Annotated in this window: 28 protein-coding genes; 21 read left to right on the top strand and 7 right to left on the bottom strand. The window is 72.5% G+C overall.

Annotated features, from left to right (window positions below):
• Positions 1-7 precede the first annotated feature (7 nt).
• Both ABZZ17_RS08855 and ABZZ17_RS08850 read right to left on the bottom strand, forming a co-directional pair.
• Complete coding sequence (locus tag ABZZ17_RS08855) at positions 8-268, bottom strand: TrbC/VirB2 family protein (RefSeq protein WP_356873543.1); 261 nt, start codon at positions 266-268, stop codon at positions 8-10.
• Positions 269-351: 83 nt separating this feature from the next.
• Positions 352-2,004, bottom strand: coding sequence for a conjugal transfer protein (locus ABZZ17_RS08850; RefSeq protein WP_356873541.1), 1,653 nt, complete (start codon positions 2,002-2,004; stop codon positions 352-354).
• Between the two features lie 272 nt (positions 2,005-2,276).
• Here ABZZ17_RS08850 and ABZZ17_RS08845 point away from each other — a divergent pair, with 272 nt between their 5' ends.
• From ABZZ17_RS08845 to ABZZ17_RS08805, 9 genes are all read left to right on the top strand, one after another.
• Positions 2,277-2,735: a hypothetical protein gene (locus ABZZ17_RS08845; RefSeq protein WP_356873539.1), complete on the top strand. Its 459-nt coding sequence runs from the start codon at positions 2,277-2,279 to the stop codon at positions 2,733-2,735.
• A gap of 42 nt (positions 2,736-2,777) precedes the next feature.
• Positions 2,778-3,416 (top strand): hypothetical protein, encoded by a 639-nt coding sequence (locus ABZZ17_RS08840; RefSeq protein ID WP_356873537.1) that lies wholly within the window; start codon positions 2,778-2,780, stop codon positions 3,414-3,416.
• On the top strand, positions 3,413-4,603 hold the full coding sequence (locus tag ABZZ17_RS08835; RefSeq protein ID WP_356873535.1) for a hypothetical protein: 1,191 nt from the start codon (positions 3,413-3,415) through the stop codon (positions 4,601-4,603). Before ABZZ17_RS08840 ends, ABZZ17_RS08835 begins: the two co-directional genes overlap by 4 nt.
• Positions 4,600-4,989 carry a DUF4913 domain-containing protein gene (locus tag ABZZ17_RS08830; RefSeq protein ID WP_356873533.1) on the top strand — a complete coding sequence of 130 codons (390 nt, stop codon included), beginning with the start codon at positions 4,600-4,602 and terminating at the stop codon, positions 4,987-4,989. Before ABZZ17_RS08835 ends, ABZZ17_RS08830 begins: the two co-directional genes overlap by 4 nt.
• Before the next feature lie 193 nt (positions 4,990-5,182).
• Positions 5,183-5,869, top strand: coding sequence for a hypothetical protein (locus tag ABZZ17_RS08825; protein WP_356873531.1), 687 nt, complete (start codon positions 5,183-5,185; stop codon positions 5,867-5,869).
• A 7-nt stretch (positions 5,870-5,876) separates the two neighbouring features.
• The gene (locus ABZZ17_RS08820) at positions 5,877-7,916 is read left to right on the top strand and encodes a peptidoglycan DD-metalloendopeptidase family protein (RefSeq protein WP_356873529.1); all 2,040 of its coding nucleotides are present in this window, start codon (positions 5,877-5,879) and stop codon (positions 7,914-7,916) included.
• Positions 7,917-8,020: 104 nt separating this feature from the next.
• The gene (locus tag ABZZ17_RS08815) at positions 8,021-9,754 is read left to right on the top strand and encodes a TraM recognition domain-containing protein (RefSeq protein WP_356873527.1); all 1,734 of its coding nucleotides are present in this window, start codon (positions 8,021-8,023) and stop codon (positions 9,752-9,754) included.
• A gap of 218 nt (positions 9,755-9,972) precedes the next feature.
• Positions 9,973-10,917, top strand: coding sequence for an RNA polymerase sigma factor SigJ (gene sigJ, locus ABZZ17_RS08810; RefSeq protein WP_356873525.1), 945 nt, complete (start codon positions 9,973-9,975; stop codon positions 10,915-10,917).
• 109 nt (positions 10,918-11,026) lie between these two features.
• Complete coding sequence (locus ABZZ17_RS08805; protein WP_356873523.1) at positions 11,027-12,235, top strand: FAD-dependent oxidoreductase; 1,209 nt, start codon at positions 11,027-11,029, stop codon at positions 12,233-12,235.
• 2 nt (positions 12,236-12,237) lie between these two features.
• Here ABZZ17_RS08805 and ABZZ17_RS08800 read toward each other — a convergent pair whose 3' ends face one another.
• The gene (locus ABZZ17_RS08800) at positions 12,238-12,624 is read right to left on the bottom strand and encodes a hypothetical protein (RefSeq protein WP_356873521.1); all 387 of its coding nucleotides are present in this window, start codon (positions 12,622-12,624) and stop codon (positions 12,238-12,240) included.
• 169 nt (positions 12,625-12,793) lie between these two features.
• Between ABZZ17_RS08800 and sigJ (ABZZ17_RS08795) the strand changes: the two genes are divergently transcribed.
• Together sigJ (ABZZ17_RS08795) and ABZZ17_RS08790 are read left to right on the top strand one after the other, a co-directional pair.
• Positions 12,794-13,768, top strand: coding sequence for an RNA polymerase sigma factor SigJ (gene sigJ, locus ABZZ17_RS08795; protein ID WP_356873519.1), 975 nt, complete (start codon positions 12,794-12,796; stop codon positions 13,766-13,768).
• Between the two features lie 275 nt (positions 13,769-14,043).
• Positions 14,044-15,345, top strand: coding sequence for a serine hydrolase domain-containing protein (locus ABZZ17_RS08790; protein ID WP_356873517.1), 1,302 nt, complete (start codon positions 14,044-14,046; stop codon positions 15,343-15,345).
• Here the strand turns inward: ABZZ17_RS08790 and ABZZ17_RS08785 are convergent.
• Entirely contained in the window at positions 15,313-15,843 is a 531-nt protein-coding gene (locus tag ABZZ17_RS08785) for a DUF5994 family protein (protein WP_356873515.1), read from the bottom strand. The genes ABZZ17_RS08790 and ABZZ17_RS08785 overlap by 33 nt on opposite strands.
• Before the next feature lie 321 nt (positions 15,844-16,164).
• Here ABZZ17_RS08785 and ABZZ17_RS08780 point away from each other — a divergent pair, with 321 nt between their 5' ends.
• From ABZZ17_RS08780 to ABZZ17_RS08760, 5 genes are all read left to right on the top strand, one after another.
• The gene (locus ABZZ17_RS08780) at positions 16,165-16,740 is read left to right on the top strand and encodes a DUF5994 family protein (protein ID WP_356873513.1); all 576 of its coding nucleotides are present in this window, start codon (positions 16,165-16,167) and stop codon (positions 16,738-16,740) included.
• Complete coding sequence (locus ABZZ17_RS08775; RefSeq protein WP_356873512.1) at positions 16,737-16,907, top strand: hypothetical protein; 171 nt, start codon at positions 16,737-16,739, stop codon at positions 16,905-16,907. Before ABZZ17_RS08780 ends, ABZZ17_RS08775 begins: the two co-directional genes overlap by 4 nt.
• Before the next feature lie 261 nt (positions 16,908-17,168).
• A complete protein-coding gene (locus ABZZ17_RS08770) occupies positions 17,169-18,392 on the top strand; it encodes a hypothetical protein (protein WP_356873510.1) in 1,224 nt (407 codons plus the stop codon).
• Positions 18,393-18,520: 128 nt separating this feature from the next.
• A complete protein-coding gene (locus ABZZ17_RS08765; protein ID WP_356873508.1) occupies positions 18,521-19,111 on the top strand; it encodes a potassium channel family protein in 591 nt (196 codons plus the stop codon).
• A 76-nt stretch (positions 19,112-19,187) separates the two neighbouring features.
• Positions 19,188-20,564, top strand: coding sequence for a chloride channel protein (locus tag ABZZ17_RS08760; RefSeq protein WP_356873506.1), 1,377 nt, complete (start codon positions 19,188-19,190; stop codon positions 20,562-20,564).
• Between the two features lie 93 nt (positions 20,565-20,657).
• Here the strand turns inward: ABZZ17_RS08760 and ABZZ17_RS08755 are convergent, their stop codons facing one another.
• The gene (locus tag ABZZ17_RS08755) at positions 20,658-21,098 is read right to left on the bottom strand and encodes a hypothetical protein (protein WP_356873504.1); all 441 of its coding nucleotides are present in this window, start codon (positions 21,096-21,098) and stop codon (positions 20,658-20,660) included.
• Positions 21,099-21,561: 463 nt separating this feature from the next.
• On the opposite strand from ABZZ17_RS08755, the gene ABZZ17_RS08750 reads away from it, so the two are divergent.
• The 5 genes from ABZZ17_RS08750 to ABZZ17_RS08730 all read left to right on the top strand — a co-directional run bounded on the left by ABZZ17_RS08750 (position 21,562) and on the right by ABZZ17_RS08730 (position 25,463).
• A complete protein-coding gene (locus tag ABZZ17_RS08750; RefSeq protein WP_030206327.1) occupies positions 21,562-21,765 on the top strand; it encodes a cold-shock protein in 204 nt (67 codons plus the stop codon).
• A gap of 250 nt (positions 21,766-22,015) precedes the next feature.
• On the top strand, positions 22,016-23,545 hold the full coding sequence (locus ABZZ17_RS08745) for a DEAD/DEAH box helicase (RefSeq protein ID WP_356873502.1): 1,530 nt from the start codon (positions 22,016-22,018) through the stop codon (positions 23,543-23,545).
• 74 nt (positions 23,546-23,619) lie between these two features.
• A complete protein-coding gene (locus tag ABZZ17_RS08740) occupies positions 23,620-23,931 on the top strand; it encodes an SCO5918 family protein (RefSeq protein ID WP_356873500.1) in 312 nt (103 codons plus the stop codon).
• Between the two features lie 145 nt (positions 23,932-24,076).
• The gene (locus tag ABZZ17_RS08735) at positions 24,077-24,415 is read left to right on the top strand and encodes a MerR family transcriptional regulator (RefSeq protein WP_356873498.1); all 339 of its coding nucleotides are present in this window, start codon (positions 24,077-24,079) and stop codon (positions 24,413-24,415) included.
• Positions 24,416-24,566: 151 nt separating this feature from the next.
• Entirely contained in the window at positions 24,567-25,463 is an 897-nt protein-coding gene (locus ABZZ17_RS08730; RefSeq protein WP_356873496.1) for a sigma-70 family RNA polymerase sigma factor, read from the top strand.
• A gap of 99 nt (positions 25,464-25,562) precedes the next feature.
• Here the strand turns inward: ABZZ17_RS08730 and ABZZ17_RS08725 are convergent, their stop codons facing one another.
• Both ABZZ17_RS08725 and ABZZ17_RS08720 read right to left on the bottom strand, forming a co-directional pair.
• On the bottom strand, positions 25,563-26,084 hold the full coding sequence (locus ABZZ17_RS08725) for a hypothetical protein (protein ID WP_356873494.1): 522 nt from the start codon (positions 26,082-26,084) through the stop codon (positions 25,563-25,565).
• Positions 26,072-26,647, bottom strand: coding sequence for an RNA polymerase sigma factor (locus tag ABZZ17_RS08720; RefSeq protein ID WP_356873492.1), 576 nt, complete (start codon positions 26,645-26,647; stop codon positions 26,072-26,074). Before ABZZ17_RS08720 ends, ABZZ17_RS08725 begins: the two co-directional genes overlap by 13 nt.
• Between the last annotated feature and the right edge of the window lie 43 nt (positions 26,648-26,690).

The following is a 26,690-nucleotide window of genomic DNA, read 5'->3' as shown; positions in this document are numbered from 1 at the left end:
CCCGGGATCAGCCCTTGCCGCCGATCTGCTCGCCGAGGCTGATGAGCATTCCGGCCAGACCGGCGGCGCCACCGACGATGAACGCGGCCAGCGCGATCATGCCGAAGCCCTGGAAGGCCTCGCGCATGCCGTCGCCGCGCTTCATCGACAGCAGCATCCGGATGCCGAGGATGAGGAGGGCGCAGGAGGCCACCGTGAGGCCCAGGCCGGCCAGGATGTTCTGGATCTTGTCGAACATGCTTTGGAGGGTCGTTGCTGCCAGGATCATGGCGTGTCCTTCGTTGTGAGGGGCGTACGGATGGGTGTCGCGTCGTGCAGGAGGGTCGGTACTCCGCCTTGCGCGATGACGCGTCAGCGGGCCGACTGGGAAGCGGACGGCTTGGGCGATGGGGAGGCGCCGGGGGAGGCCGGGCCGGGCGGAGAGGCCGAGGCGGACGGGCCGGGCGGGGTGCTCGCTCCGGAGGCCGGGGTGGCGCTCGGGGAGGCCGTGCCGGGTGTGTCCGCCCGCCCGCCCGTGGGGTCCATGACACCGCCGCGGATGTCCTTGATGAACCAGCCCTGCGCCGTGTTCACCACGGTCACCCGGTACGAGCGCTTCAGGGCCACCTCCGCCTTCGCGTCGTCGGCCCCTCCGCCGCCCCAGGCGACCGTCACCCGTGCCGGGATCGCCTGGCCCTGGCTGTACGTGACCTTCTTGCCGGCCTCGGTGCCCTCGGGCGCCAGCGCCTGGACATCCTGGACCACCGGTGAGTTCAGCACGCCGGCCAGGCCCGAGACCGCCGCGGGGGTGGCGTCGGGGGTGGTGAAGCGGGTCAGGGCGGTGGTGTCGGACGCTGCCCACGCCTTGAAGTAACCGGCCAGGACCTGGTCCCTGAGCTGGGTGGAGAGTTCCTGGTCGATGACCTCTTCGCCCTTCTCCAGCGCGGGCGCGGTGTCGCGGATCGGCAGCGGCATCTCGCCGACGTTGCCGACGACCCGCAGCCCGGACGCACCGGCGAGGTCCTTGACGTACACCGGTACGGAGAGGGTGGTGGTGCGGCCGCCTGTGTAGGTGACCTGGATGTTCAGGTAGCGGCCGTTCTTCCCGTACTCGGGGAGCTCTTCTACGGTCCCGTCCCAGTTCGCCTGCTGGACCTGCTGCTTGCCCTTCCCGTTCCAGCCGCAGTCGCGGTCGACGCCGGCCGAGATGTAGCGGGAGAGGGATTCGCGGCGCTTGTCGGTGTTCTCCGGCGAGTACGTCATGCAGAGGGACGCGTACTCCTCGGCGAAGACCGCCGCCGACTGGACCGGGAAGTCGGTCAGGCGGTAGCGGTCCAGGTCCTTGCCGTCCAGGGCAGCGGGCTGCACGGAGACGGACGACCTGCCGAGGACCAGACCGGTGACACCGCACGATCCGAGGGCGAACGCGCAGGCGGTGATCATCAGGGTCGCGCGCAGGGCGACGTGCGTGCTCCTGCCGTTCGAGGGCAGCCGACCTCCGGGGCGGGGCACCTCGAACCGGGCCTGCGGCCCCTTGGCACCACTTCGGCCGGGCGCGGTCACGGCGGCGGCGGACGAGGCCGCGGCAGCAGCGGGTGCGGCGGACGGGGCCGCGGCACCCGCTGCTGCCGCGGCAGCGGCCGGTAGCCCGGGGGCGGGAGCCTTCCCGCCCCCCTTGCGGCTCTCGCGTGCGGCCTTCTTGCTCTCGTACGCGGCCTTGCGGGCCGCCTTCTTGCGCTCGTACTCGGCCTTGCGCTCGGCCTTCGCCTGCTCCCGCTTGTCCTTCTTCGACTCGGCGGCGGGCCGGTCCGCGCGCGGCGGCAAGCTCGGTACGGCCGCCTGACCCGGCGGAACGTTGGACTGCGGGGCCACGCGCACCCACGCGGCGGCCACCTGGCTGCGGGCCGCCTCGGCGGAGAGCTGGGGCACGGCCGGGGATTCGTACGGACCCGGCGCCTGCTGCGCGGGGTGCCCGGCGGGCCGGTCCTCGCCGATCCCGTCCGCAGAACTGCTGTGGTCCGTCATCGAGTCGGTTCTCTCCCCGCGTGTGATCCCCGTCCGCCGGTCGGGCGTGCGGCGGGCCCTGGTGAGACCAGGTGCGGACGGCAGTGTGGCAAATCGAGCTGACATTCCCCTCTCGCTTTTCCTCGCGGGGAGAGGTGAGGAAAAAATAAGGAATCCCTGTGAGGAAAACCGAGGGCCGACGGCGCGGCCACCCGCCCACGACTCCGTCACAATGCCGGGTTGTGCCCCAGTCGCGGGCGCGGAGCCGTCCCCGACCTCCCGAAGGATGAGAGTTGAGCGAGCAGAAGCTTCACCCGTGGCAGGACGCGGGCACCGCCCCCGAGGCCCCCGAACCGCCGTTGGTGGAGGCCGAGCACGCCTGGATCTCCGGCTACGAACCGGGAAACCCCTGGCAGTCGAAGCTCTGCCTGCGCACCCCGCACGGCACGGTCGCGTACCCCCTCACGCCGCACACCATGCCGGACCTCCTGGAGGGCCTGGTGGTGGTCGCACAGGAGCAGCAAGGGGTGACGGGGGCGGACGCCTTCCACGCCCCCGAAGCCGAGGACTCCGCAACCGACGCGCGCCCTGACGACCCGACAGACGGTCCGAGCATCCACAACGGCCGCGCGGCGCGACTGACCGGCTGGGCCGTGGTCCACGAACTGTGGGAGCGGGAGGACCCGAAGGTCCGCCTCATCATGGGCGCGATCGTCGTCGCCGTCTTCGTGTTGGGGATCTTGCTTTCCTGACCAGATACCGTCAACCGCACGCCACGCACGAAGGAGACCCACATGCTGACGGAGACCACCGGCCGGACGCCCCAGGACCTTGCCGCCGAACTGACCGGCCTGCGCGCGGTCGACGACTGGCCGTCGGTCTGGTCGGGCCCGCCGCAGGGCGGGACGCCGGAATTCTACGCATGGTGCGAGCGCTACGGCTGGGAGCCCCAGACGACCGAGCGCAGCCTCTGGGTCCGCACGCGCAGCGGAGGAGACTGGACGCTGTTCCCTGTGCTGGGCGGCGACTGGAGCCCCCTGGCGAGCCTCAGACACCAGGGATGGCACCTCACCGCAGGCTCCGGGGAGGAGAACCCGGACGTACACACGGCAGCGGCGGAGACGTGGTCCACCTACCTCGAGGCCGCCGAGGCCGCCTTGGGTTCCCCGACCTGGTCCGGGCAGTGGGACTCCCCCGACTTCCCCGAGCCTCCCCATCCCGCCTACTGGCGCGACCGTGAGGAACGGGCGCTGAGCCGCAACCCGTTCCGGTTCGCTTACTGGGCGCCGGAGACGGCTGTCCCCGGGCAGCCCTGCATCACGCTGAGCCAGTCGGTGTCGTTCCAGACCTGGACCACGGACGGCGGCCCCGGTGCCTCGGCCGTCTCCGTGGACGTCTACGCACCGCTCGAGTTCCTCGCAGGTGATCGGTGAGCCCAGTCGCACCGCTCACACGGGAGGAGATCGAGCTCGCGCAGCGACTCGAGGCCAAGCACAAGGCCGGGGAGCCGCGCTCGCGAGCGGACGCACGCAAGCTCGTCGCCAAGATGTTCGCGGACCGGCAGGCGGCGCACGACCGACAGAGGGAGCTTGCCCTGCAGGAAGGCACCGAGCCTGCAGGCGAGAACGAACTCCCCGACCTGATGTCCTTCATCCGGAGCGTCGCCGACAAGGAGGAGGTCACCCGACCTGACCGGGGCGATGACCGGGCGCTCTGGTCCTGGCAGTCTCAGCCGGAGGGCATGGACCGGGAGATAAAGCACCGGTTTCTGGCCCAGGCGTGCGGTGAAACACGTGGGTACCAGGTTCTGGAGGACACTCCGGCAGCAGGCCGGTTGGACGGGTACTACCTGGGCAACAGCTTCATGGCCGAGGTGCTCACGTCGGACTACGGCGTGAGCGAAGCCGACTTGCAGAAGACCACTGCCGAGATCTGGCCCCGCGTCTCGGATCGTTACGCCGAGGCGGCCAAAGGCCAGGTGCTGGTCTTCGCAGCCGAGATCGGCGAACGCTCCGTCCTGGGTGCGACGGAGCTGAAGCGGCTCCTCGGACCGGAGGGAGTCGGCAAGGAGAACGTGGACTTCCTGGTCGACTTCCCCCACCAGGGGCACCTGCCGGCGGACATCCGCACCCTCATGGCGGACCCGGCTGTACGGTGCCAGCTGCGGAGGGAGGACTACGCACAGGGAGAAGACAAGTCCCCCACCTCCCTCGCCGGCAAGCTGGCCGCCATCGACGTCCCCGAGCACCTGAAGGAGGCGCACACCGCGGCGGTCACGAAGCTGAACGCGGTGGCGAGTTACGCCGAACTGACCCCGCCCCAGGTGGAGATCACCGAACCAGAGCTCACCGCGCCGGAGCCCCTACAGCCAGGGGGCCACCTCACGTTCCAGGACCCCGAGCTCACCGAACCCGCGCCGGACCAGCCGGCGTCGGCGCCCACGGCGCCCGCCCAGCCCGAGCCCCGTGTACCGGTGCGCGGGGCCTCGTTCGTCCACGGCGCGACCCTCCCCCGCACCCTCGTCGTACCGCCCCGCCCGGCCCCGGCCGTGGCGAGTACGCACGGCGTGACGAACCCGGCGGTCGAGGCCGCCCCCAAGGCCCCGGAGGTCGGACGGTGACCGGCCCCGCAGACGTACCCGCGCCCGGCGAGCAGGTCGAGCTGTTCTTCTCCGACGTCTTCGCCTTCGTCAGCGAGTTCCTCGCCCCGACCGTCCGCCGCCGCCTCAACGGTTCCTCCGCCACCTGGTGCCCCCGCTGGTGGGAGCACCCCGAAGCCGGCGCGCGCCTCTCCTCGCTCTGGCTCGCCTGGGAACAGCTGCGCCTGGAGCCCACCCTCGGCCTGTCGACGTGGTGGCTGCACCACGCCGATCCGCACCTGAGGGTGCTGATGGACACGGACCTCGGCCCGTTCGCAGCCTGTTCGCCCAAGGTGGGCGGACACACCGCGTACCCCTTCGATCCCCTCCCGCTGGAGGAGTACGACCCCGAGGCCCAGCCCTTGTGAGGGATCGGTGAGGACCCCCGGTCGACGTCCTCACCGTTCCCCCGCAAGCCCAACGCCCCACCGGTCACACCGTTTTCCTGACGCCCTCCCCCGCTTTCCTCAACTTTCCCCACGAGGAATTCGCGCGCTCCGGCAGCCGTCCCGCCACCTACCGTGTCTCGGCGACCTGACTGACTGAGGGAGGGCCGGGACGGTGGACTCACCCGCCGAGAACAAGCGAAGTGCGGTACTGGCGCTGGCACTACTGGGTGTCCTGCTGGTCGGCAGCCTCGTCGTGCTCACCGTCTTCAGCGGCGAGGACGAACCCGCGGCCGACGCCAAGCCCAGGGCATCCGCCACACGGGGCACGGGCGCGGCCACCGGCACGGGCGCCGGTCCCGCCGCCGGAGCGGCCACGCCGCAGTCCGGGTCGGCCGCCGGAGTGCCCCCCATCGTCCAGCCTGCCGACCTCGCGGAGGCCCACCGCGTGATGGGCGACTACATGGCGGGCCTCAGCACCTTCAAGTACAGCGACAACACCGCCTCCTGGGTGCCCCGTCTGCTGGCCCTCACCGACGGCGGCGAGACGATGAAGAAGCTGACCGTGCTGCCGGCCAACAAGGCATGGGCCACCTGTCAGCAGGCCAAGTGCTCTTCCGCGGGGCGGGCCACCGTACGCCGGGACGCGCTGATCGCCGACGAACTCACGCGCGGCAGCGGCCAGGCGATCTCGAGCGTGGTGGAAGTGACCGCGATCCGCTCCAGCGACGGTCGCCAGACCGAGACCGAGACCAACACCTGGCTGGTGAGCGCCCGCAAGAACAGCGGGACGTGGCAGGTGAACGGCTTCGACATCTACGGCCTGGGCAACGTGGGCGCGCCCGAGCCCAAGGGAGGGTGAGGCACCCGTGGTGGCTCCTGCCGTACTGGCGGCGGCGTCAAAGGCGGCCAAGGTGGCGAAGGCCGCCAAGAGCGCGGCCCAGGTCGCTTCGGGACAGGGCGGCAAAGGTGGAGGCGGGAAGAAGAACAACCTCAAGTGGGTGTTGATCATCGCCGGCGTCGGCTCGTTGCCGACCCTCGGCATCGTCTTCCTCGTCATGATCCTGATCATGGCTCTCGTGGGCGGCCTGGGCGGCGGCGCCGCCCAGGCGGCCTGCGGCAACTACGGGGAGAACGCGGGATCGGGCAACACGGGCGACAAGGCCGCGACGAACCCGATCATGCCCGCGGGCAAGATGTACATGCCGAGCGACACCGCCCGCGACGAGATACCCCCGAAGATGATCCTCGCCTCGATGCGGGCGGCCGCGCGCTACGACGGCCTCGACTGGACGATCATCGCCGGGCAGATGTACCAGGAGACGAGGTACGGCCAGGACAAGTCCGCGGCCCCCGGCGGCGACAACGGTTTCGGCTACAAGGGCCTGCTGCAGTTCGGTGACTGGGCCTGGGGCCAGTACGGCGAGGACGGCAACGGCGACGGCCAGAAGGACCGCTACAGCGTCGACGACTTGGCCTTCGCCGCGGCCAACTACATGCACGCCCTGAAGGTGGAGACCAACGCCTGGGACGCGCTGCTCGACTACTCCGGCTCGCTCAAGACCAACACCGTCTACCCCCGCGTGGTTCTCACCCAGGCCGCCCGCTACCGCGGCACGCTCACCAGTGACAAGGACCTCATCAACCGCTGGTACGCGCACTTGAAGACCACCGTCGAGAAGAATCCTTCCTTCCCGGTCCTGGGCCAGAGCGCGGACATCCCCGAGCCCGTCGGCAACGACGCCCAGCCGAGCGAGGCGCTGAGCATCCGCTCCAAGGGCCCCCACAGCTGGTCCACCCCGCCCCTCGCCGGAGGCGGACAGGGCGGCACGACGGCCATGGCGCCGATGGGCTTCTCCCGTCCGCTCGCGGCCCCGTTCCGCCCGGACGACCCGCCCGCGACGGCCAGCGGCAAGGACTGGCAGTGGCCGATGAAGGAGGGCTCGTACAAGCTCGGCACCAAGTACCACCAGGAGGGGCCGCACTGGAGCCTCGGCTACCACACCGGGGTCGACCTGGAAGCGCCCACCGGCACCCCGATCCACGCCCCGGCCGACGGCAAGGTCGTGAAGATCGGCAGCGGCGGCGCGTACGGCAATCAGACGCGCCTGGAGCACGCCGACGGCGTCATCACCCTGTACGCCCACCAGAGCAGCATCTCCGTGAAGACGGGCGACACCGTCAAGCGCGGCGACCAGATCGGAAAGGTCGGCGAAACGGGCAACGTGACCGGCGCGCACCTCCACTGGGAGGTGCTGATGCCCGGCGTCGACGACCCCTTCCGCAGTGGCCAGGACAACGGCCCGGGCCAAATCGACCCGGCGGCATGGCTTGCCGGCAAGATCACGGGCAGCCCCGACTACGGCGGCGTCCCCGGAGGCAGCGACAACGGCAAAGACGCCGACTACCGCAGCTGCGCCGCGAACGGCAAGGGCACGGCCGTCCCGCCGGACGGCGCCGGCTCGACCGGACCCCTGCCCGACGTCGACGACACGGTCGTCCGAGCGGCGCTCGGCTGGGCCCAGCGCGGCATCGGCAAGCCCTACAAGTGGGGCGCCCCCCGCCTCCAGGGCGATCACCCGACGTCCTTCGACTGCTCCAGCTTCACGCAGTGGATGTACTACCAAGCCAGCGACGGCAAGATCAACCTCGGTTCCACCACCTATGACCAGCAGCCCAACCTCGCGAAGTACAAGGTCGACCTGAGCCAGTCCAAGCCGGGCGACGTGATCTTCTTCCAGCCCAGCGGCCCGAATCGCTCCGAGCACGTCGGCATCGTCTGGGATTCCGCCAAGCACACGATCCTGCACGCCCCGAGGCCGGGCAAGAACGTCGAGTTCAGCAACTGGGAGTGGCAGGGCGAGATCACGGGCGTCTACCGGGTGCCCACGGCCGGAAGCTTCCCCTAGACCAGCGGCGCGCACGGCGCCCGGACCACCGACAGAACGAGATACCACCGACAGAACGAGATGCCGACGTCCACCCCGGGCCCGGCGGAAGGAACGCCCTGACCATGGCCCCCGAACCACAGAAGAAGCCGCGCGCCGAAGACGACTGGACGATCGAGATCGTCCTCCTCGTCGTCAGCGTCCTGGCCCTCCTGTCCGCCGCCTGGCTCGCGGCCCGCCTCGGCGCGGCGTTCACCGAGCAGCCGGAGCCCCCGGGCAACCCCTTCTCCTTCGCCATCGCCCTGGCCAAGGGCGACTACTCCTGGCCGGGCGGCGCGGCCAACGCCCTCGCCGCCGCCGAGGCGCTGCTGCTCGCGGGCCTGGTCACCGCCGGGTACCGGATACGCCGGCGGCTGCGCGACAAGCCCGACGTGGACCGAGCCGCCAAGCACATGACGGACGGCGCGGAGCTCGGCAAGCTCACCATGAAGGGGGCCGCCGCGACTGCGCAGCGCCTCGGTGTGAAGGCTCAGGTGCCCGGCGTCTTCATCGGCCGGTCGGTGAAGGGCCGGCAGCCGCTGTTCGGCTCCTTCGAGGACATGCACGTCGACATCTGGGGCCCGCGTACCGGCAAGACGACCCGGCGCGCCATCCCGGCGATCCTGTCCGCCCCGGGGGCGGTGCTCGTCACCTCCAACAAGCGCGACATCGTCGACGGCACGCGCGGACCTCGCCGGGCCCACGGGCAGGTGTGGGTCTTCGACCCGCAGCAGGTGGCCCAGGAGCCGCCGACCTGGTGGTGGAACCCCCTCTCGTACGTCACCGACGTGGCCAAGGCCCGCAAGCTGGCCGACCACTTCGCCTCGGGCTCGCGCGACGCCGACGCCTCCACCGACGCGTTCTTCGATCCGGCCGGCCAGGACCTCCTCGCCAACCTGCTGCTCGCGGCGGCGACCGCCAAGACCTCCATCACCCAGATCTACACCTGGCTGTCCAACCCGAAGGACGACACCCCCGAGCGCATCCTGCGCGGCGCCGGGCACGTCATGCCCGCCGACTCCCTGAACGGCGTGATCACGGCTCCCGACAAGCAGCGCAGCGGCATCTACGGCGTCGCCCAGCAGATGGCGTCCTGCCTGATCAACCCCGAGGTCAACAAGTGGGTGACCCCGCTCGGCCCGACCGACGACCGCCCCGAGCTCGATCCCCGCGAGTTCGTCCGCACCCGCTCGACGCTCTACTCGCTCTCCCGCGAGGGCAGTGACTCCGCGGGCCCGCTGGTGACGGCCCTGACCGTGGCCGTCGTCGAGGCGGCCGAGGAGTACGCCACCACCCAGCCCGGCGGCCGGCTGTCGCTCCCGATGGTCGGCGTCCTGGACGAGGCGGCGAACGTCTGCCGCTGGCGCGCGCTGCCCGACCTCTACTCGCACTACGGCTCGCGCGGCATCGTCCTGATGACCATCCTCCAGTCCTGGGCCCAAGGCGTCGAGGTGTGGGGGGACCGCGGCATGGAGAAGCTCTGGTCCGCCGCGAACATCCGGGTCTACGGCGGCGGTGTCTCCGACACCCGCTTCCTCGGCGACCTCTCGGAGCTCGCGGGCGAGTACGAGCTTCGCGAGTACTCCGCGACGCGGGATTCCGAGTTCGGCGGCTGGTCCGGCAACCGCACGGTGAACGAGTCGGTCCGCCGCGAGCGCGTCCTGCAGGTCTCCGACCTGGGCTCGATGCCCCCCGGCCGGGCCCTCGTCCTGGCCTCGGGCACCAAACCCGTCCTGGTGGAGACGATCCCCTGGTGGGAAGGCCCATACGCCCGCGAGGTCAAGGCCTCCCTGTCCAAGTACGACCCCGGCGCCGCCTGAGCACCGCCCGATGCCCTCCCGACCAGGTTCGGCGACAGGTCCGCTCGCGTGCTTGCTCGATGCTTTGCCGACCCGGTGGCCCGTGCCACCACGTGCCAGTAGCGGCTCCACGACAAAGCCCCAGGTCAGCGACCTGGGGTTTTTGTTTTCTGCGGCCCGTCCCGCCCAGGGCCGGGGTACCGGGGTGCTTTGGATTCGGGGCGCCTAGGATCGCGGGCATGGCCTTGAGCGTGAGTGACGTGGACCGGTTCGAGCGTGCCAGGCCGCGGCTGGAGGCCATTGCCTACCGGCTGCTCGGTTCGGCGAGCGAGGCCGAGGATGCCGTGCAGGAGACGTTCCTGCGCTGGCAGGCGGCCGATGTCGGGCGGATCGAGGTGCCCGAGGCCTGGCTGACGAAGGTCCTCACCAACTGGTGCCTCAACGCGCTCACTTCGGCACGCGCCCGGCGCGAGACCTACGTGGGCCGGTGGCTGCCCGAGCCGCTGCTCGCCGGGGACCCGATGCTCGGCCCGGCCGACACCGCCGAGCAGCGCGAGTCGGTGTCGTACGCCGTCCTCGTCCTGCTGGAGCGGCTGTCGCCGGGCGAGCGGGCGGTGTACGTACTGCGCGAGGCCTTCGACCACACACACCGGGAGATCGCCGAGATCCTGGAGATCAGCGAGGCCGCCAGCCAGCAGACCTACCACCGGGCCAAGAAGCACGTCGCCGACGGCAAGGCGCGCACCGAGATCGACGGGGCCGCCGCCCGGAAGATCGTCGAGGAGTTCCTGGCCGCGGCGACCACCGGCCGCACCGAACCCCTCGTGCGCCTGCTCACCCAGGACGCCGTCTCGGTCGGCGACGGCGGCGGGAAGGTCCTGGCCCGCGCGAAGGCGTTCGAGGGCGCGCTCGCGGTCGCCACCTTCCTGCGCGGGCTGTTCAAGCCGAGCGCGGCCAAGCGGGCCCACGTCGGCGGCGCGCCCGAGATCTACGCCACGACCGCGAACGGCGGGCCCGCCGTCGTGGCGGTCGTGGACGGCCGGGTCGTCGCGATCACCTGCCTGGAGGTCACCGCGGACGGCATCGCCGCGGTCCGCAGCCAGGTCAACCCCGACAAGCTCGTCCGCGCGACCGGGCAGTGGGCCGCCACGGACCACGGGGAGGGCCCGCTCCACACCCTCTGAGGAGGTGTGACGCAGGTCACGTTCCGATCCTGTCAGGGATCGGGGGGCTGTCCGGTTCAAGGGACGTCACCACGCCGGACAGCCTCACCTTCCTGACAGGAGCACGGACATGGAGCACCGCATCGTCGTCCTCGGAGCCGGATACACCGGTGCCGTCGCCGCCGGCCGCCTCGCCAAGCGGCTGCACCACGAGGACGTCACCATCACCCTCGTCAACCCCGAGCCCGACTTCGTCGAGCGCGTCCGGCTGCACCAGATCGCGGCCGGCCAGGACCTCAGGCCCCGCCCGTTCGGCGAGATGTTCGCGGGCACGGGTGTGGAGCTGAAGCTCGGAAAGGTCACCGCCGTGGACGTGGACCGCAAGACGGTGACGGTCACGGCCGCCGCCCCGCACGGCCCCGACCGGGAGCAACTGGAGTACGACACCCTGGTCTACGCCCTCGGCAGCGGCTGGGACGACGGGGGCGTCCCCGGTACCGCCGCCCACGCCCACGAGGTCTCCAGCCGCCCCGGCGCCCTCCGTCTCCGCGACCGCCTCGCCGCCCTGGACGCCGGCCGGCCCGTGGTCGTGGTCGGCGGCGGCCTGACCGGTGTGGAGGCCGCGACCGAGATCGCCGAGGCCCGCCCGGACCTCGACGTCGCCCTGGCCGCCCGCGGCGCCCTCGGCGACTGGCTCTCCGACAAGGGCCGCGCCCACCTGCGGAAGGTGGTGGACGAGCTCGGCATCACCGTCCACGAACACACCGCGGTCGACGCCGTGGAAGCGGACGGCGTGACGACCGCCGACGGCCGAACCGTCCCCGCCGAGGTCACCGTCTGGACCACCGGCTTCGCCGTCCACCCGATCGCCCGGGCCACCGCCCTGGAGGTCACCGACCGCGGCCGGATCGTGGTCGACACCACGATGCGCTCGGTGTCCCACCCGGACGTGTACGCCGTGGGTGACGCCGCGATGGCGATCGGCCCGGGCGACAAGCCGCTGCGCATGTCCTGCGCCTCGGGCGTCCCCATGGCCTGGCAGGCCGCCGACGCCATCGCCGCCCGCCTCACCGGCGCCAAGGTCCCCCACACCTCCATCGAGTACTCGAAGCAGTGCGTCTCCCTCGGGCGCAGGGACGGCCTGATCCAGACCGTCACCGCCGACGACCGGGCGGTCGACAAGGTCATGACGGGCCGTATGGCCGCCCGCTTCAAGGAACTGATCTGCAAGGGCGCGGCCTGGAGCGTCGCCCACCCCACCATGGGCCTGCCGTCCCGGCGCCGCCGTGTCGTACGGACGCAGACCCGCGGCCACGCACGGACGCAGGCGGCGGCCTGATCTCACTTGCGCACGCGGGCGGACAGCACCAGGCCCAGATCCAGCACGCTCAGACCGAACATCAGGATGCCCAGGGGCACATGGAGCGACGGCACGTGCGCGATGCCCAGGACCACCTGCACCGAAGCGAGGACGAGGAACCCGGAGGCGTACAGGACCGGGCGGGGCGAGCCGCCGCCCGGCCGCCACGCCAGGACCGCGGCGAGTACGTACAGCATCGACGCGCCGTACATCACGCGGGAGCCGACGTCGTGCAGCGTCGCGCCGACCGACGAGGACAGCAGGAGTCCGGCGGTCGCCGCCTGGAAGAAGATGGCCAAGGTCTGTACGGCTATCGCGCCCTGAAGGAACGTGAGCCGGCCCGGTACTGCCGTCGTCTGCGTGGCCATGGCGCGGCCCCCTCTTCTGCCTCGCGGCGGTGGATCGTCACTGTGTCGACCCTCCGACGACGTGGCCCCGCGAAATGTGAGGCGACGCGCAGGGCTCACAATCCGGTGCGGTGTCTCGTCGTAGTACCGAGAGCCGAAGCGGACCAAGAACCAGGGAGCGGCCGAGACCATGAGCACCCCACCCGAGGCAGGGCACGACCGGTTCGAGCCGGGGCTGAGCGCGGTCGTCGACGAGCGGCGCCAGCTGATCAACCTCGCCTACCGGCTGCTCGGTTCACTGGCCGAGGCCGAGGACGCCGTCCAGGAGACCTACACCCGCTGGTACGCGATGTCACGGCAACAGCAGCAGGCCATCGAATCGCCCGGCGCCTGGCTGACGACGGTGGCCAGCCGCATCTGCCTCGACGTGCTCGGCTCGGCGCGGGCCCGGCGCGAGCGCTACGTCGGCGCCTGGATACCCGAGCCGCTGCCCGACCGCACGGAGTGGATGGGCGGCCGGACGGGCACCGGCGGCGCCGAACCGGCCGATCCCGCCGACCGGATCACCCTGGACGAGTCGGTGAACATGGCCTTCCTCGTCGTACTGGAGTCGATGACGCCGGCCGAACGCGTGGCGTTCATCCTGCACGACGTCTTCCGCTACCCCTTCGCGGAGGTCGCCGAGATCGTCGGCCGGACACCCGCGGCCTGCCGGCAACTGGCGTCCTCGGCCCGCCGGCGTCTGCACGCCGCGGAGGCCCCGGCGGCCCCGGCGGCCGGACAGGCCGGTGTGGTGCGGGCCTTCAAGGAGGCGTGGGAGGCCAAGGACATCGAGGCCCTCGTCGGTCTCCTCGACCCCGCAGCCACGATGACCGCCGACGGCGGCGGCATGGTCGGCACCGTCCTGCGCCCGGTCGAGGGCAGCGGGCGCATCGCCGAGTACCTGATCCACATCGCGGACAAGGCTCCCGGACTGACCCTCCTGGAACGGACGGTCAACGGCCGGCCGGGCCTGGTCGCCCAGCATTCCGGCGTCACGGTGACCGTGGCGGCGTTCAGCCTCGCCGAGGGCCGCGTCACCCGCATCTGGGCGGTCCGCAATCCGGAAAAGCTCCGGCCGTGGACGGAGAACGGGCGGGACGGACGGGATGGACGGGACGGATAGGGCAGGCCAGGACGGACGGGACTGACCCACGCGCATGCGCATGCGCATGAGATTCCTCCACGGGCTCGCCCTGCTCGCCGCCGGCCTCCTCGCCGGGGCGTTCGGCTACGGCGCGGCCAACCTCGTCCCCGCCTTCAGGTCTCGACGCCGAGCTCCCTGACCCTCGCGGTCCTGACGCGCGGCCGGGCCCGGTCAGCAGGTCGGAGCACCCGGAATGTCCGGGATGGGCCGCGTGTGGAATAGTTGAATGCTCCTACTTTGGGTGTGATGTCGGCATGAGGAACTCCCCGGGCCGCCGTGTACGCCGTACCGCCCTGCTGGCTCCGTGTGCGGCGCTCCTGGTCGTGGCGGGTGCGCTGCCCGCGGGGGCCGGGGCCGCCGCCGCGCCCGGGGCGGCGGTGAGTACCCCCGCCTCCGTCCAGGCGGCCCCGGAGCCCATCGATCCGGCCGCGCTTCAGGCCGCCGTCGCGGCCACGGCGAAGAAGCTGATGATCCCCGGAGCCGTGGTGCTGGTCCGCACCCCGCAGGGCACCTTCCGCGCGGTCGCCGGCACGAGCGAACTCGACACGAGCACGACGCCGAGCACCCGCGACCACTTCCGGATCGCCTCCAACACCAAGACCATGACCGCGGCGCTGATCAACCTGCTCGCCCAGGACGGCAAGCTCGCGCTGGGCGACCCGGTGTCCGCGTACGTCACCGGAGTGCCGAACGGCGAACACATCACCCTCACCGAGCTGTTGAAGATGCGCAGCGGGCTGTACAACTACACCGACGCGCCCGAGCTCTCGGCGGCCATGGACGCCGACCCCGCGAAGGCCTGGACGCCGCGGCAGATGCTGGACATGGCGTTCCGGCGGCCGCCGAACTTCGCCCCCGGCGCCTCGTACGAGTACAGCAACACCAACTACGCGCTGCTGGGCCTGGTCGCCGAGAAGGCCGGCGGCCGGCCCCTGGCCGAGCAGTTCCGGGACCGGCTGTTCACCCCGCTCGGGCTGGCGGCGACCTCGCTTCCCGGCATCCACGACACCGCCCTGCCGAGCCCGTACGCGCACGGCTACATGTACGGCGGGACCGCGTACGCGCTGATCGACCAGCCCTACCCGGCCGGGATGCAGGCGGCGGCGCGGTCCGGAAGGCTCCGGCCCGTGGACTACACCCACCAGAACCCCTCCTACGCGCACGCGGCCGGCGGCGCCGTCTCCACCGCAGACGACCTGGCCACCTGGATCCGGGCCCTGGTGACGGGCAAGGTCCTGAACCCCGCCTCCCAGCGGCAGTGGCTGGACAGCCTCCAGGACGAGGACCCGGCCGCGCCGCCCGGCGGGCAGAAGTACGGGTACGGCATCTCGTACCAGCGCTTCGGACCGGACGCGGCGATGTACTACCACGGCGGTGAACTCCCCGGCTTCAACTCGTTCATCGGGCACGACCCGAAGAACGACGTCACCCTCGTGGTCTGGGCGAACCTGACCCTGACCCCCGACGGGCGGACCACGGCCAACGCCCTGCTGCCGACCGTCCTCAACCAGATCTACGGGCTCTCACTCCCCACTGCCGGCGGCACCTCCGAATAGCCGCGGGGCTTCGGGTGTGGCGAGGAGGATCTGGGTCGCCCCGGTGATGTTGTCGGCGCGGACGGCGCGGGCCATCGCCTCGCGGGCGGCGTCCGCCGTGGTGTGCGGGGGAACCACGAGCAGCGCGAAGTGGTCGTTGTCGCCGCGGGTGATGAGGACGGTGTCGTCGCCGACGGGGTCGGAGTCGAGGTGCACGACCCGTCCGTCGACGGTCAGGCGGGTGGGGATGCCCTGCCAGGCGGTGGCGTCCAGGGCGACCCGGGTGACGGGCCCGAGGTACCCGGTAAGTGCGCTGATCAGGGCGGGCAGTTCGGTCTCGACGTGCCTGGAGCGCGGCCACCAGGCGCCGTCCAGGACGCCCTGGCGGGCGTGGGTGGTCTCCAGCCGGAGCAGCGCGGCGCCGGGCTCGACCGCGCGGTGGATCGCGTCGGGGAGGAGCCCCGGGGCCGGGGGAGGTACGGGGGCGGGGGAGGAAGCGGGGACGTCGGGTGCGGCCATGGTGTTCGCCCGTCTCGCGGAGCGGCGTGGTGCGGATGCGGTGGGGTGGGGTGCGGTGAAGGTGCCGTGCGGTGCGGTGCGGCGGCAGCCCGTCCGCTGCGTTCCCGGGATGCCCCCGTCGTTTCACCGTACTCCGGCCGCCCCGGCCGCGGGGCCCGGGACCGCCGGAAAATAGCTGGTCAGGACCGGAGTCGCGGGCCGGGAAGCGGAGTACCGTGGAGGGACCGGGAGTATTTCGCACACCCGCTCCCACGCGGACGTCGTTTCCGGCGATCACTGCACCGGGCCGTTCACGGAACGGCCCGGGGACGGGTCCGCGACATGACCGCGATCCTCGACCGCACCGGCTCCCGCCCGGTGTCCCCCCTCCTCCGGGCGCGGCTCGCGCTCACGCCGAAGACCGCCCTCGCGGGGCAGCTGGACGGTGCCTGGTGGCCGTACTCCCGTGACCTCGAAACCGAGCTGCCCGCGTTGACCGCGGCCCTCGACGAGCCCTGGGGGCGCGTCACCCGCGTCACCGTCAACCCCGCCCGGTGGCCCGTCGTCCCGCGCAGGGTCCAGGTGGCGGGGCGCACCGTGCACGTCGGCTGGTTCACCGAGCAGGACCCCGACAAGCTGATCCTGCTCTCCTACACCGTCGGCCGCTGGGACCTGCTCGTCATCCCGCCCGAGACCGGACCCGCCGCCGCGGCACGCCTGCTGGCGGCCGCCTCGATCCCCGGCAGCGCCCTCACCGCCGGCGTGCTGATGGCCAACGAAGCCGTCATCGGGCGCGGCATCCGTGACTCGGGGCGCCGGGAAGCCACCTGGGAGGACGAAGGCGGGGCGTGCATGTCCCCCTTCGGGAACCCGATGGGCCGACGGGCACTCCCGCTGCCCGGGAACACCTGGAGGTGAGCACCGTGGAAACCCTCGTCCTCATCGCACTGATGATCATCGCGACCGGTGTCGGAATGCGCTGGATCCACCTGCTGAACGCCCAGCACGACGCCCGGATCGCGGCGTACCGCTTCAGCGAACCCCTTCCGAGGCCGCCCGGACTGCCCCGCTCCGACGACAGCTGACCCCCGCACACGAGAGGACGCGGCTGACCGGACCCCGCCGCCGGCGGGCGGGGGTGCACCCGATGGGCCCAACCGGAGTCGCGGGGCGCGCGGCGGCGCGTGCCCAATGGCAGGAGGCGGCTTTCCGCCCCTGCCGTTCCCGGGAGTGCCATGACCTTGCCGTCCGAGCCGTCGCCCGAGCCGTCGCCGAAGCCGTCGCCGAAGCCGTCGCCCGAGCCGTCCGGGCCCCCCGCGGCGGGCCCGTCGCGGGCGGGGCGCATCGTGAAGAGCACGCTCTCGGCGGTCCTGATCACCCTCGCGTGCCTGCTGGTCCCCCTGTCCCTGGTCACCGTATGGGTGCACGACATCGTGCTGGACACCCGCCGCTACGTGTCCACCGTCGCCCCCCTCGCCTCGGACCCGGCGGTCCAGGACGCCGCCGTCCACCGCATCACCGAGGCGGCCGACGTACGCGTGGACGGGGCCCAGATCACCGCGGACATCGCGAAGTGGCTGGAGTCCCAGGGTCTGCCCCCGCGGGTCGGTACGGCCGTCAAGGCACTCGGACCGCAGCTGGACTCCGCCGCCGACCAGGCCGTCTCGAAGATCGCGACCCGCTTCGTCGAGGGCGACCGGTTCGAGCGGGTGTGGACCGGGGCCAACCGCGCCGCCCACGGGGCCGTGGTGCACGCGCTCACCGGCCACGGCCGCGGCGCGGTCGAGGTCGAGGGCGGCACCGTCACCCTCGACGTCGGCACCGCCGTGGAGACGGTCAAGAAGGACCTCGTCGACGCCGGGCTCTCCCCCGCCGAGAAGATCCCCGCCGTGGACAAGCAGATGGTGCTCTTCCAGTCCGACAAGCTGGAGAAGATCAGGGGCGCGGTCCACCTCCTCGACGTCGTCGGCAACTGGCTGCCCGTCCTGACGGTCGCCCTCGCCGCCGCCGGGGTCCTGCTCGCCCGGCGCCGCCGCCGGGCCCTGGTGACCACCGCCCTGTGCGCGGCCGCCGCCTGCCTGCTGATCGGCATCGCCCTCGTCGTCGTACGCCGCTACTACCTCGACCACCTCCCCGCCCAGGTGCAGTCCCCGGCGGCGGCAGCGGCGATCTTCGACACGCTCGTCCGGTTCCTGCGGGTCGCCCTGCGGACCGCCCTGGTGCTCGGTGTCGTCGTCGCGCTCGGCGCCTACCTGACCGGACCCGGCCGGCTGGCGCGCGGCGTGCGCGGCCGGGCCGAGCGCACGGCCGACTCCACCGCGCGCTGGGGCGCCGCCCACGGGGTCCACGCCGGGCGGGCCGGGACCTGGGTGGAGGCGAACCGGCGGTGGGTGACCGCCACGGTGGTCGCCGTCCTCGCGGTCGTCTTCGCGCTGTGGAACCACCCGACGGTGCTCACGGTCCTGCTGCTCGTACTGATCCTGCTCGCCGTGCTCGCCGTACTCGCCCTGCTGGCGGCCTCCGGGCGGACCGACGGCCCGGACGGGAGGGCGGCCCGTGCCGGGCCCTGAACGGCGCCGGCCGGGCGCGCTGGTCCAGCGGCCGTCGCGCGGGGTCCGCGGCGACGCCGCCCGGCCGCTCCGCACCGTCCCCGGGGGCTCCGGTCGCGCGGGGCGCTCCGGCGGCTTCTCCTGAAGCCATGGAACGCGAGGCATCCGGGCCGCCCGACCCGTACCGGGACCTGCCCACCACCGCCCGGCAGCTGCGCCGCTCGCTCGTGGGACCCCTGCTGCGCTCCGCGGCCTCGGTCTCCCTGCTCACCTGGCTGTTCTACGTGGCCCCGCTGGACCGCGACACCGACCTCGGCGCCCTGCTGCTGCTGATCGTCGGCCTGAGCCTGTTCGGCGCACTGGTCGTCTGGCAGGTCTTCGCCATCACCCACGCGCGGCATCCGCGGCTGCGCGCCGTGGAGGCGCTGTCGACGGCCGTGCCGCTGTTCCTGCTGCTCTTCGCGGTGGCGTACTTCCTGCTGGCGCGGAACGAGCCGGGCTCCTTCTCGGAGCAGCTGAACCGGACCGACGCCCTGTACTTCACGGTCACCGTGTTCGCGACCGTGGGCTTCGGGGACATCGTGCCCGTCACCCAGACCGGCCGGGTCCTGACCACCGTGCAGATGATCGCCGACCTGATCGTGGTGGGACTGATCGCCAAGGCGCTCTTCGGGGCGGTCAGGATCGGGATGCGGCGCAAGGAGCGCGCCGCGTCGCGGGAGCCCACGGAGGAGCCGTGAGCGACGGCTGCGGGCGCTCCGGCGGCGGGCGGCACCACCCGGGTGGACGATCGAGGGAGCGGAAAGGAAGTGATCCATGCCGGAGCCGCGGCCCCCGTCCGGACCCGCCCCTCACGAGCCCCCGCCGACCGGCGGGCAGCCGGAGGAAGCGGAGGTCCTGCGGCACATCCTCCGCAGCCCCGGATACCTGAAGGCGCTGGTCCTGTGCGCCCTCATCGGCATCCCGGTGTCCCTCGCCGCGTTCTGGTTCCTCGTCGCCCTGCACGAGCTGGAGCACACCCTGTGGGCGGACCTGCCCGAGGGTTTCGGCTGGTCCGCGCCGCCCTGGTGGTGGCCGCTGCCGCTGCTGCTCTTCGCCGGAGCCGCCGTCGGCCTGGTCGCCTCGCGCCTGCCCGGTGCGGGCGGGAACGTGCCCGGGGCCGGGCTGCACACGGAAGGCGCCTCCTCGGCCGCACTGCCCGGGATCCTGCTCGCGGCGGCGGCGTGCCTGCCGTTCGGCGCCGTCCTGGGGCCCGAGGCCCCGCTGATCGCCCTGGGCGGCGGCCTGGCCCTGCTGTTCCGGGACCTGTCGAAGGCACCGGCGACCCCGCAGAGCCTGGCCCTGCTGGGCGCGGCCGGGTCCGCGGCCGCCATGTCCGCGATCTTCGGCAACCCGCTGATCGCCGCGGTGCTGCTGATCGAGGTGGCGGGCGTGGGCGGACCGAGGCTGTTCGCGGTCATGCTGCCCGCCCTGCTGTCCAGCGGCGTCGGGTTCCTGGTGTTCACGGGGCTCGGGAGCTGGACGGGACTGGGCACCGGGAACCTGTCCCTGGAGCTGTACGCGCCGGCGCCCCGGCTGGACGTGCCGGACGTGTTCTGGGCGGTGGCCGTCGGGGCGGTCTTCGCCCTCGCCCTGCACCCCGTGGCGGCCGGCGCCCGGGCCGTCGCCGGCTACGTGGCGGGGCGGACCTTCGTACGGACCGTGCTGTGCGCCCTCGGCGCGGCGGCCTGCGCCGCCCTCTACGCCCTGGTCACCGGCCGTTCGCCCGCCGAGGCCGCGCTGTCCGGGCAGGCCGCCCTCGCCTCGCTGGCCGCCGATCCGCACGCCTGGGGCGTCGGCGCGCTGATCGCCGTCCTGGCCTTCAAGGGCGCCGCCTACACGCTCTGCCTCGGCAGTCTGCGTGGCGGCCCCGTCTTCCCCGCGCTGTTCCTCGGCGCGGCGGCGGGGCTGCTGCTGGCACCGCTGCCGGGCCTGGGCATCGCCGCCGGGATGGCGGCGGGGGCGGCTGCGGCCACGGCGACCATGCTGCGGCTGCCGGTGAGCAGTGTGGTGCTCGTGGTGTTGCTGCTGGGCAGTACGGCGATGATGCCCGTCGTGATCCTGGCGGCCGTGGTCGCCTTCGTGGTCACGGAGCTGCTGCCCGCGGGGCGGGAGACGTCCGCCGCGGTGCCCGCGCCGGCCGGAGGGGCGTGACGGCGGGGCTGCGGGGGTGCCGGCCTGCGGGGATGACGGTGGGGAAAGGCCCCGCCCGGGGAGCCGGGCGGGGCCTTCACGCGCGGGGGACGGTCAGCACCGGAGCCCCTTCGAGGCGGCGGTCGTGGTCTCGTCGAGGGTCTGGATCTTCGGCTGGAGCTGGGTGAGGGCGTCCTTGCCGGTCGTGTCGCCCGGCATGGCCTCGTAGGACTTCTTGATGTCCTCGGCGGAGGCCTGCACCGCGGCGCGCTCGGCCTCCTTGAGGGCGGCGGTGTTCTCCTTGACGTTCTCCCAGTCCTGCTGGACGGCGTCGACGGCAGACTTGACCTGGTCCTTCGTCGCATTGGCGGGGTCCAGGGCCTTCAGCTTGGCGTTGTCGGCCTTCAGCGCGGCGAGGTTGGTGCAGAGCTCGGCCGCGGTCTGGGTGGCCTTGCTGGCCTCAGCGGCGGGCGAGTCGCTGTCGTCCGAGGAGCACGCGCTGAGACCGAGCAGTGCGCTGACGCACAGCGCGGCGATCACCGGGAAACGCTTCATGGAGGGGGCCTTCCTCAACGAGACAGGGCAGACGTACGGGACTTGTCAGTACATATGCCAATATCCGTATCGATCGACACGCGCCGCGCCCGGACACCCACCGTTCGGAGTCGCCCCGGATGCCGCGCGCCCCACGGGCGGTCCGCGGCGCCGCGCGAAACACTCACCCCGGGCGGCACCGATATCTGTCGCCGCCGCGTGAGAATTAAACACGACGCCCGGTGAACATTTCTCACGCATACGACCCGCCGGAATTATTCACCCCACCAAGCCGCTCCCACCGTGCTACTGTCGTTACCAGTTGCAGTTGTGGTTCCCAAAAAACTCCAAGTGCCTCCACCCGCTTCGCGCAGGTGGAAGCACTTCTGTATTTCCGGTGCTTTTTTCCGGACGGGGCAATCATCGCGGCGACGCGGAATCCGCACAGTGCGGATTCCGGGCACTGCCCCGAAGGAGATTTGACATGGCATCTGGCACCGTGAAGTGGTTCAACGCCGAAAAGGGTTTCGGTTTCATCGAGCAGGACGGTGGCGGCCCTGACGTGTTCGCCCACTACTCGAACATCGCCTCCCAGGGCTTCCGCGAGCTCCAGGAAGGCCAGAAGGTGAACTTCGACATCGCGCAGGGCCAGAAGGGCCCGACGGCCGAGAACATCGTTTCCGCCTGACGCACGCGCACAGGACGAGCCGGGTCCCGCACCTTGGGGTGCGGGCCCCGGCTCGTCCTTTTTCGGCACGGCACGCGGACCTGCGGCTCCGGATGAGAATTCCGTACGAGCCCCCGCGACCCGCCCGACCGCCGGCCCATTCGGCCCGCCCCCCATTTTCTTTTCCCACACGGCCCGTTCTCGCTATTCTCCGCGCGGTTTTCTCGCTGCGGGAATTCCTTGATACGCGCCACATCAAGGAAGGTTCCGCATGAACCGCACCCGTACGAATGAACGCTCTTCCCGCGCCCGCACCCGCACCGGAAACCCGGGCGGCTCCTGGTCCGCCCCCACCCGTTCGGCGGCCCCCGCCCGCAGCGGTGGTTACGGACGCCCGAGCGGCGGATACGGCCGACGGTCCAACTCCGTGCAGGGGGAGTTCGCCCTGCCCAAGACGATCACCCCCGCGCTGCCCCCCGTCGAGGCGTTCGCGGACCTCGACATGCCCGCCGAGCTGCTCGCGGCGCTCACCGTGCAGGGAATGTCGGTGCCGTTCCCGATCCAGGGCGCGACCCTCCCGAACACCCTCGCGGGCCGCGACGCGCTCGGCCGCGGACGCACCGGCTCCGGCAAGACGCTCGCCTTCGGCCTGGCCCTGCTCGCCCGTACCGCGGGCCGCCGCGCCGAGCCCAGGCAGCCGCTCGCGCTGGTCCTCGTACCCACCCGCGAGCTCGCGCAGCAGGTCACCGACGCGCTCACCCCGTACGCCCGCTCCATCAGGCTGCGGCTCGCGACCGTCGTCGGCGGCATGTCCATCGGCAAGCAGGCCGGGGCGCTGCGCGGCGGCGCCGAGGTCGTCGTCGCGACGCCCGGCCGGCTGAAGGACCTCATCGACCGGGGTGACTGCCGCCTCGACCAGGTGGACATCACCGTCCTCGACGAGGCCGACCAGATGGCCGACATGGGCTTCATGCCGCAGGTCACGGCCCTGCTCGACCAGGTACGCCCCGGCGGTCAGCGGATGCTGTTCTCCGCGACCCTGGACCGCAACGTCGACCTGCTGGTCCGCCGCTACCTGAACGACCCCGTCGTGCACTCCGTCGACCCGTCGGCGGGCGCCGTCACGACGATGGAGCACCACGTGCTGCACGTCCACGGCGCCGACAAGCAGGCCACGACGACCGAGATCGCCGCCCGCGAGGGCCGCGTGATCATGTTCCTGGACACCAAGCACGCGGTGGACCGGCTGACCCAGGACCTGCTGAACAGCGGCGTCCGGGCGGCCGCGCTGCACGGCGGCAAGTCGCAGCCCCAGCGGACGCGCACCCTGGCGCAGTTCAAGACCGGGCACGTCACCGTGCTGGTCGCCACGAACGTCGCCGCGCGCGGCATCCACGTCGACAACCTCGACCTGGTCGTCAACGTGGACCCGCCCACCGACCACAAGGACTACCTCCACCGCGGCGGCCGCACCGCCCGCGCCGGCGAGTCCGGCAGCGTCGTCACCCTCGTCACGCCCCAGCAGCGGCGCGCCATGACCCGCCTGATGTCGGACGCCGGGATCAGCCCCACGGTCACCCAGGTCCGCTCCGGCGAAGCCGAGCTGAACCGCATCACGGGCGCCCGGACCCCCTCCGGCGTCCCGGTGGTCATCACCGCCCCGCCGGCCGAGCGCACCCCGCGCAGCGCCACCTCCCGCGGCGGGCGCGGCCGCCCCTCGCAGGCACGGCGCCGTCCGGCCCGCGCGCAGTCGGGACAGTCCGGGCAGTCCGGGCAGTCCCCGCTGGGCGCCGCGGCCTGAGGCCGCGGAACGCCCCCGGTTCCCGTCGTCGAAGTCCCGTCCGGCCCGTCCCCCTTCTCCACCTGTGAGGTCCCATGCGCTGCGTCATCGCCCGCTTCCCCTTCGACCTGACCAAGAGCGGCGTGCTGGAAACGATGAAGGGCGTCAAGCCCGAGCCGGTCACCGGTGAGTCCGTGATCATCGGCCGCCGGCAGTACCCGGTGATGCAGGTGGGTGAGGTCGTCACCCGCCAGGACCGCCGCGACTTCAGCGCCGGAGAGGTCGTACGGGCCATGGCCCAGCTCGGCTTCACCTGCCGCACCCTCCCCCGCGAGCCCGCACCCGCACCCGCCCTCACCCCCCTCCAGCGGGCCGCGGCGGCGCTCGGAACACCGGTCTCCGTCTGATCCACCGGACCCGCCCGCAGGTGGGGACGCCGACGCCGCCCCGAGGGCGGGGCGACGGCGGAACCTGCGGATGGTGTTGAATTTCCTTCGGGGCCCCGGTGCCGTACGGCGCCGGGGCCCCGACACGTTCCCGGAGGAGGTGCGGATGACGGCGGACAACCCGCTCGGCGACCGACTGGAAGACGACGATTACCCCGCCTACACGATGGGGCGCGCGGCCGAGATGCTCGGGACCACTCCCGGCTTCCTCCGCGCGATCGGCGAGGCCCGGCTGATCACCCCGCTGCGCTCCGAGGGCGGGCACCGCCGCTATTCGCGGTACCAGCTGCGGATCGCGGCCCGCGCCCGGGAACTCGTCGACCAGGGCACTCCGGTCGAGGCCGCCTGCCGCATCGTCATCCTCGAGGACCAGCTCGAAGAGGCACAGCGCATCAACGCCGAGTACCGCCGCGCCGCGGAACGGCCGGACGACGACACCGGCTGAGCCCCCGCACCGTCCCCGCCCCCGCCCGCTGCTTCCGGCGGCCGTACGGGAAATCTCCGCGCCCCGCCCGCGGACCGCCGGTTACCGTCCTCGGGCGGACCGGGGCATCGGTCCGACCGAACGGGCGACGGATCACGACGGGGTGTGACGGATGGACGAGAACGACGCGCTGGCACGGCGTTTCGAGGAACACCGCCCCCACCTGCGGGCGGTGGGCTACCGGATGCTGGGCTCGCTCGGCGACGCGGAGGACGCCGTCCAGGAGGCGTGGCTGCGGCTGAGCCGCTCCGACGCCGGCGCCGTCGACAACCTCGGCGGCTGGCTGACCACGGTGGTCGGACGGATCTGCCTGGACATGCTGCGCTCCCGCACCACCCGGCGGGAGGAGCCGCTGGAGGTCCGTGACCAGCCGGTACGGCTGCCCGACCCGGTCGTCAGCGGGCCCGACCGGATCGACCCCGAGCAGGAAGTGCTGCTGGCCGACTCGGTCGGCATCGCCCTGATGGTCGTACTGGAGACCCTGGCCCCGGCCGAGCGGCTCGCCTTCGTCCTGCACGACATGTTCGCGGTGACCTTCGAGGAGATCGCGCCCGTCCTCGGCAGGACCCCCGCCGCGACCCGCCAGCTCGCCAGCCGCGCCCGCCGCCGGGTCCAGGGCGCGGCGCCCGCTCCCGACAGCGACCTGACCCGGCGCCGGGAGGTCGTCGACGCCTTCCTCGCCGCGTCGCGCGGCGGGGACTTCGAGGCCCTGGTCGCCGTACTCGACCCCGGGATCGTGGCCCGGTCCGACGGGGGCGCGCTGCTGCCCAGCCTGCTGCGGCGCGGCGCGGCCGACGTGGCGTCCCAGGCGATCGCCTTCGCCCGGTTCGCCGAATCCGCCTACCCGGCGCTGGTCAACGGCACGCCCGGCGTGGTCTCCATGGCGCAGGGCAAGCCGCTGTCGGTCATGGCGTTCACCATCCAGGGCGGCCGGATCACCGCGCTCGACATCCTCACCGACCCCGAGCGGCTGGCGCGGATCGACCTGGGCTCGGTCCTCCCGGGCTGAACCGGTCGGTGGTCCGGGATCCGCTGGTCCGTTCGTCCGCTGGTCCGCTGGTCCCCTGGTCCGTTGGTCCCCTGGTCCGTTGGTTCGTTCGTCCTTCGGTCAGCGGTCGGTGGTCCCCGGGTCCAGCTGGTCGGCGAACCGCCGCAGCGCCCTGGCGCCGAGGGGTTCCATCAGGGGCGCCAGCGCCCGGCCGGCCAGCCGGACCCCGGCCGTCCGGATCCCGGGCTGCCGGGCGGCCGGCAGGCGGAGGGCGCCGAAGAAGGCGAAGCGGGTGCCGTCGCCGTCCGGTACGGCGGCCATGCCCCCGAGGACGAAGCGGCTCTGCATGAGGCACCAGCCGGGGCGCAGGACGACGTCGAAGCGGGTCCGCAGGCCGAGGGGGCTGCGGGCGAGGGCTTCGAGGCGGTCGCCGGTGGTGGCCGTGACGGTGAACTCGCCGATGTCGGTGACCATGCGGGGCATCTGGTGTTCCAGGTCCCGGGCCAGTTCCCAGACCCGGTCGAAGGGGGCGGCGAGGCGGTCCTCGGCGTAGGCCGCGCCGGGGGTGGTGCGGGCGACCACCCGGAGCCTGCCGACGGCGTCGAGTTCGGCGACGGGCCAGGAGTCCTTCAACGTTCCCACGCCTTCCGGAAGTTGCGCCGGGCCCGGAAGAGGCGGGTCCGCACGGTGGGTTCGGGCACCCCGAGGAGTGCGCTGACGGAGTGTTCGTCCAGCCCTTCGAGGTCGCGCAGGACCAGGACGGCGCGGTGGTCCGGGGACAGCCGCTCCAGTACGTCGCGGACGTCGGCGGCGAGCTGCGGGTCGTCCCGGGCGGGGACCTGGTCGAGCGGGTCGGGGACGGTGCGGGCGCCCGCGCGGGCGATGCGCACGGCCTCCCGTACGGCGATCACCCGGACCCAGCCGAACAGGGCCGCCGGTTCCCGGAGCCGGCCGATGTTCCGGAAGATCACGATCAGGGCTTCCTGGGTGGCGTCCGCGCCGTCCTGGAGGGCGATGGGGCCGCACAGCCGCCCGACGTAGGGGGTGAGCAGGTCCAGCAGCTCCTGGACGGCCATGCGGTCGCCGCGCTGGGCGGAGCGTACGAGCGCGGCCGCATCGGGGCGGGCGGCCGCGCCGGCGCCGCCCGGGGCGGCGGGCGGTGGGCCGGGCGGGGGGCCGGCGGGCCCGGTCCGCGGGATCCTCATGGCGGCTTCCTCCTTGACGGCGTGTCGGGGGGAAGAGTGCGCG

Origin of the sequence: Streptomyces sp. NPDC006512, from assembly GCF_040611935.1 — a bacterium.
Lineage (GTDB): Bacteria > Actinomycetota > Actinomycetes > Streptomycetales > Streptomycetaceae > Streptomyces.
The sequence above is the reverse complement of the archived record's forward strand: the minus strand, read 5'-3'. Positions and strand labels throughout refer to the sequence as shown.

What these genes read in the sequence shown, in the direction of transcription:
- ABZZ17_RS08785 (WP_356873515.1), bottom strand. Translation starts at nt 15,843, where the DNA reads ATGGCCGCACCCGACGTCCCCGCTTCCTCCCCCGCCCCCGTACCTCCC.
- ABZZ17_RS08730 (WP_356873496.1), top strand. Translation starts at nt 24,567, where the DNA reads ATGGACGAGAACGACGCGCTGGCACGGCGTTTCGAGGAACACCGCCCC.
- ABZZ17_RS08855 (WP_356873543.1), bottom strand. Translation starts at nt 268, where the DNA reads ATGATCCTGGCAGCAACGACCCTCCAAAGCATGTTCGACAAGATCCAG.
- sigJ (WP_356873525.1), top strand. Translation starts at nt 9,973, where the DNA reads ATGGCCTTGAGCGTGAGTGACGTGGACCGGTTCGAGCGTGCCAGGCCG.
- ABZZ17_RS08735 (WP_356873498.1), top strand. Translation starts at nt 24,077, where the DNA reads ATGACGGCGGACAACCCGCTCGGCGACCGACTGGAAGACGACGATTAC.
- ABZZ17_RS08805 (WP_356873523.1), top strand. Translation starts at nt 11,027, where the DNA reads ATGGAGCACCGCATCGTCGTCCTCGGAGCCGGATACACCGGTGCCGTC.
- ABZZ17_RS08780 (WP_356873513.1), top strand. Translation starts at nt 16,165, where the DNA reads ATGACCGCGATCCTCGACCGCACCGGCTCCCGCCCGGTGTCCCCCCTC.
- sigJ (WP_356873519.1), top strand. Translation starts at nt 12,794, where the DNA reads ATGAGCACCCCACCCGAGGCAGGGCACGACCGGTTCGAGCCGGGGCTG.
- ABZZ17_RS08755 (WP_356873504.1), bottom strand. Translation starts at nt 21,098, where the DNA reads ATGAAGCGTTTCCCGGTGATCGCCGCGCTGTGCGTCAGCGCACTGCTC.
- ABZZ17_RS08790 (WP_356873517.1), top strand. Translation starts at nt 14,044, where the DNA reads ATGAGGAACTCCCCGGGCCGCCGTGTACGCCGTACCGCCCTGCTGGCT.
- ABZZ17_RS08800 (WP_356873521.1), bottom strand. Translation starts at nt 12,624, where the DNA reads ATGGCCACGCAGACGACGGCAGTACCGGGCCGGCTCACGTTCCTTCAG.
- ABZZ17_RS08815 (WP_356873527.1), top strand. Translation starts at nt 8,021, where the DNA reads ATGGCCCCCGAACCACAGAAGAAGCCGCGCGCCGAAGACGACTGGACG.
- ABZZ17_RS08840 (WP_356873537.1), top strand. Translation starts at nt 2,778, where the DNA reads ATGCTGACGGAGACCACCGGCCGGACGCCCCAGGACCTTGCCGCCGAA.
- ABZZ17_RS08760 (WP_356873506.1), top strand. Translation starts at nt 19,188, where the DNA reads ATGCCGGAGCCGCGGCCCCCGTCCGGACCCGCCCCTCACGAGCCCCCG.
- ABZZ17_RS08740 (WP_356873500.1), top strand. Translation starts at nt 23,620, where the DNA reads ATGCGCTGCGTCATCGCCCGCTTCCCCTTCGACCTGACCAAGAGCGGC.
- ABZZ17_RS08765 (WP_356873508.1), top strand. Translation starts at nt 18,521, where the DNA reads ATGGAACGCGAGGCATCCGGGCCGCCCGACCCGTACCGGGACCTGCCC.
- ABZZ17_RS08850 (WP_356873541.1), bottom strand. Translation starts at nt 2,004, where the DNA reads ATGACGGACCACAGCAGTTCTGCGGACGGGATCGGCGAGGACCGGCCC.
- ABZZ17_RS08750 (WP_030206327.1), top strand. Translation starts at nt 21,562, where the DNA reads ATGGCATCTGGCACCGTGAAGTGGTTCAACGCCGAAAAGGGTTTCGGT.
- ABZZ17_RS08720 (WP_356873492.1), bottom strand. Translation starts at nt 26,647, where the DNA reads ATGAGGATCCCGCGGACCGGGCCCGCCGGCCCCCCGCCCGGCCCACCG.
- ABZZ17_RS08745 (WP_356873502.1), top strand. Translation starts at nt 22,016, where the DNA reads ATGAACCGCACCCGTACGAATGAACGCTCTTCCCGCGCCCGCACCCGC.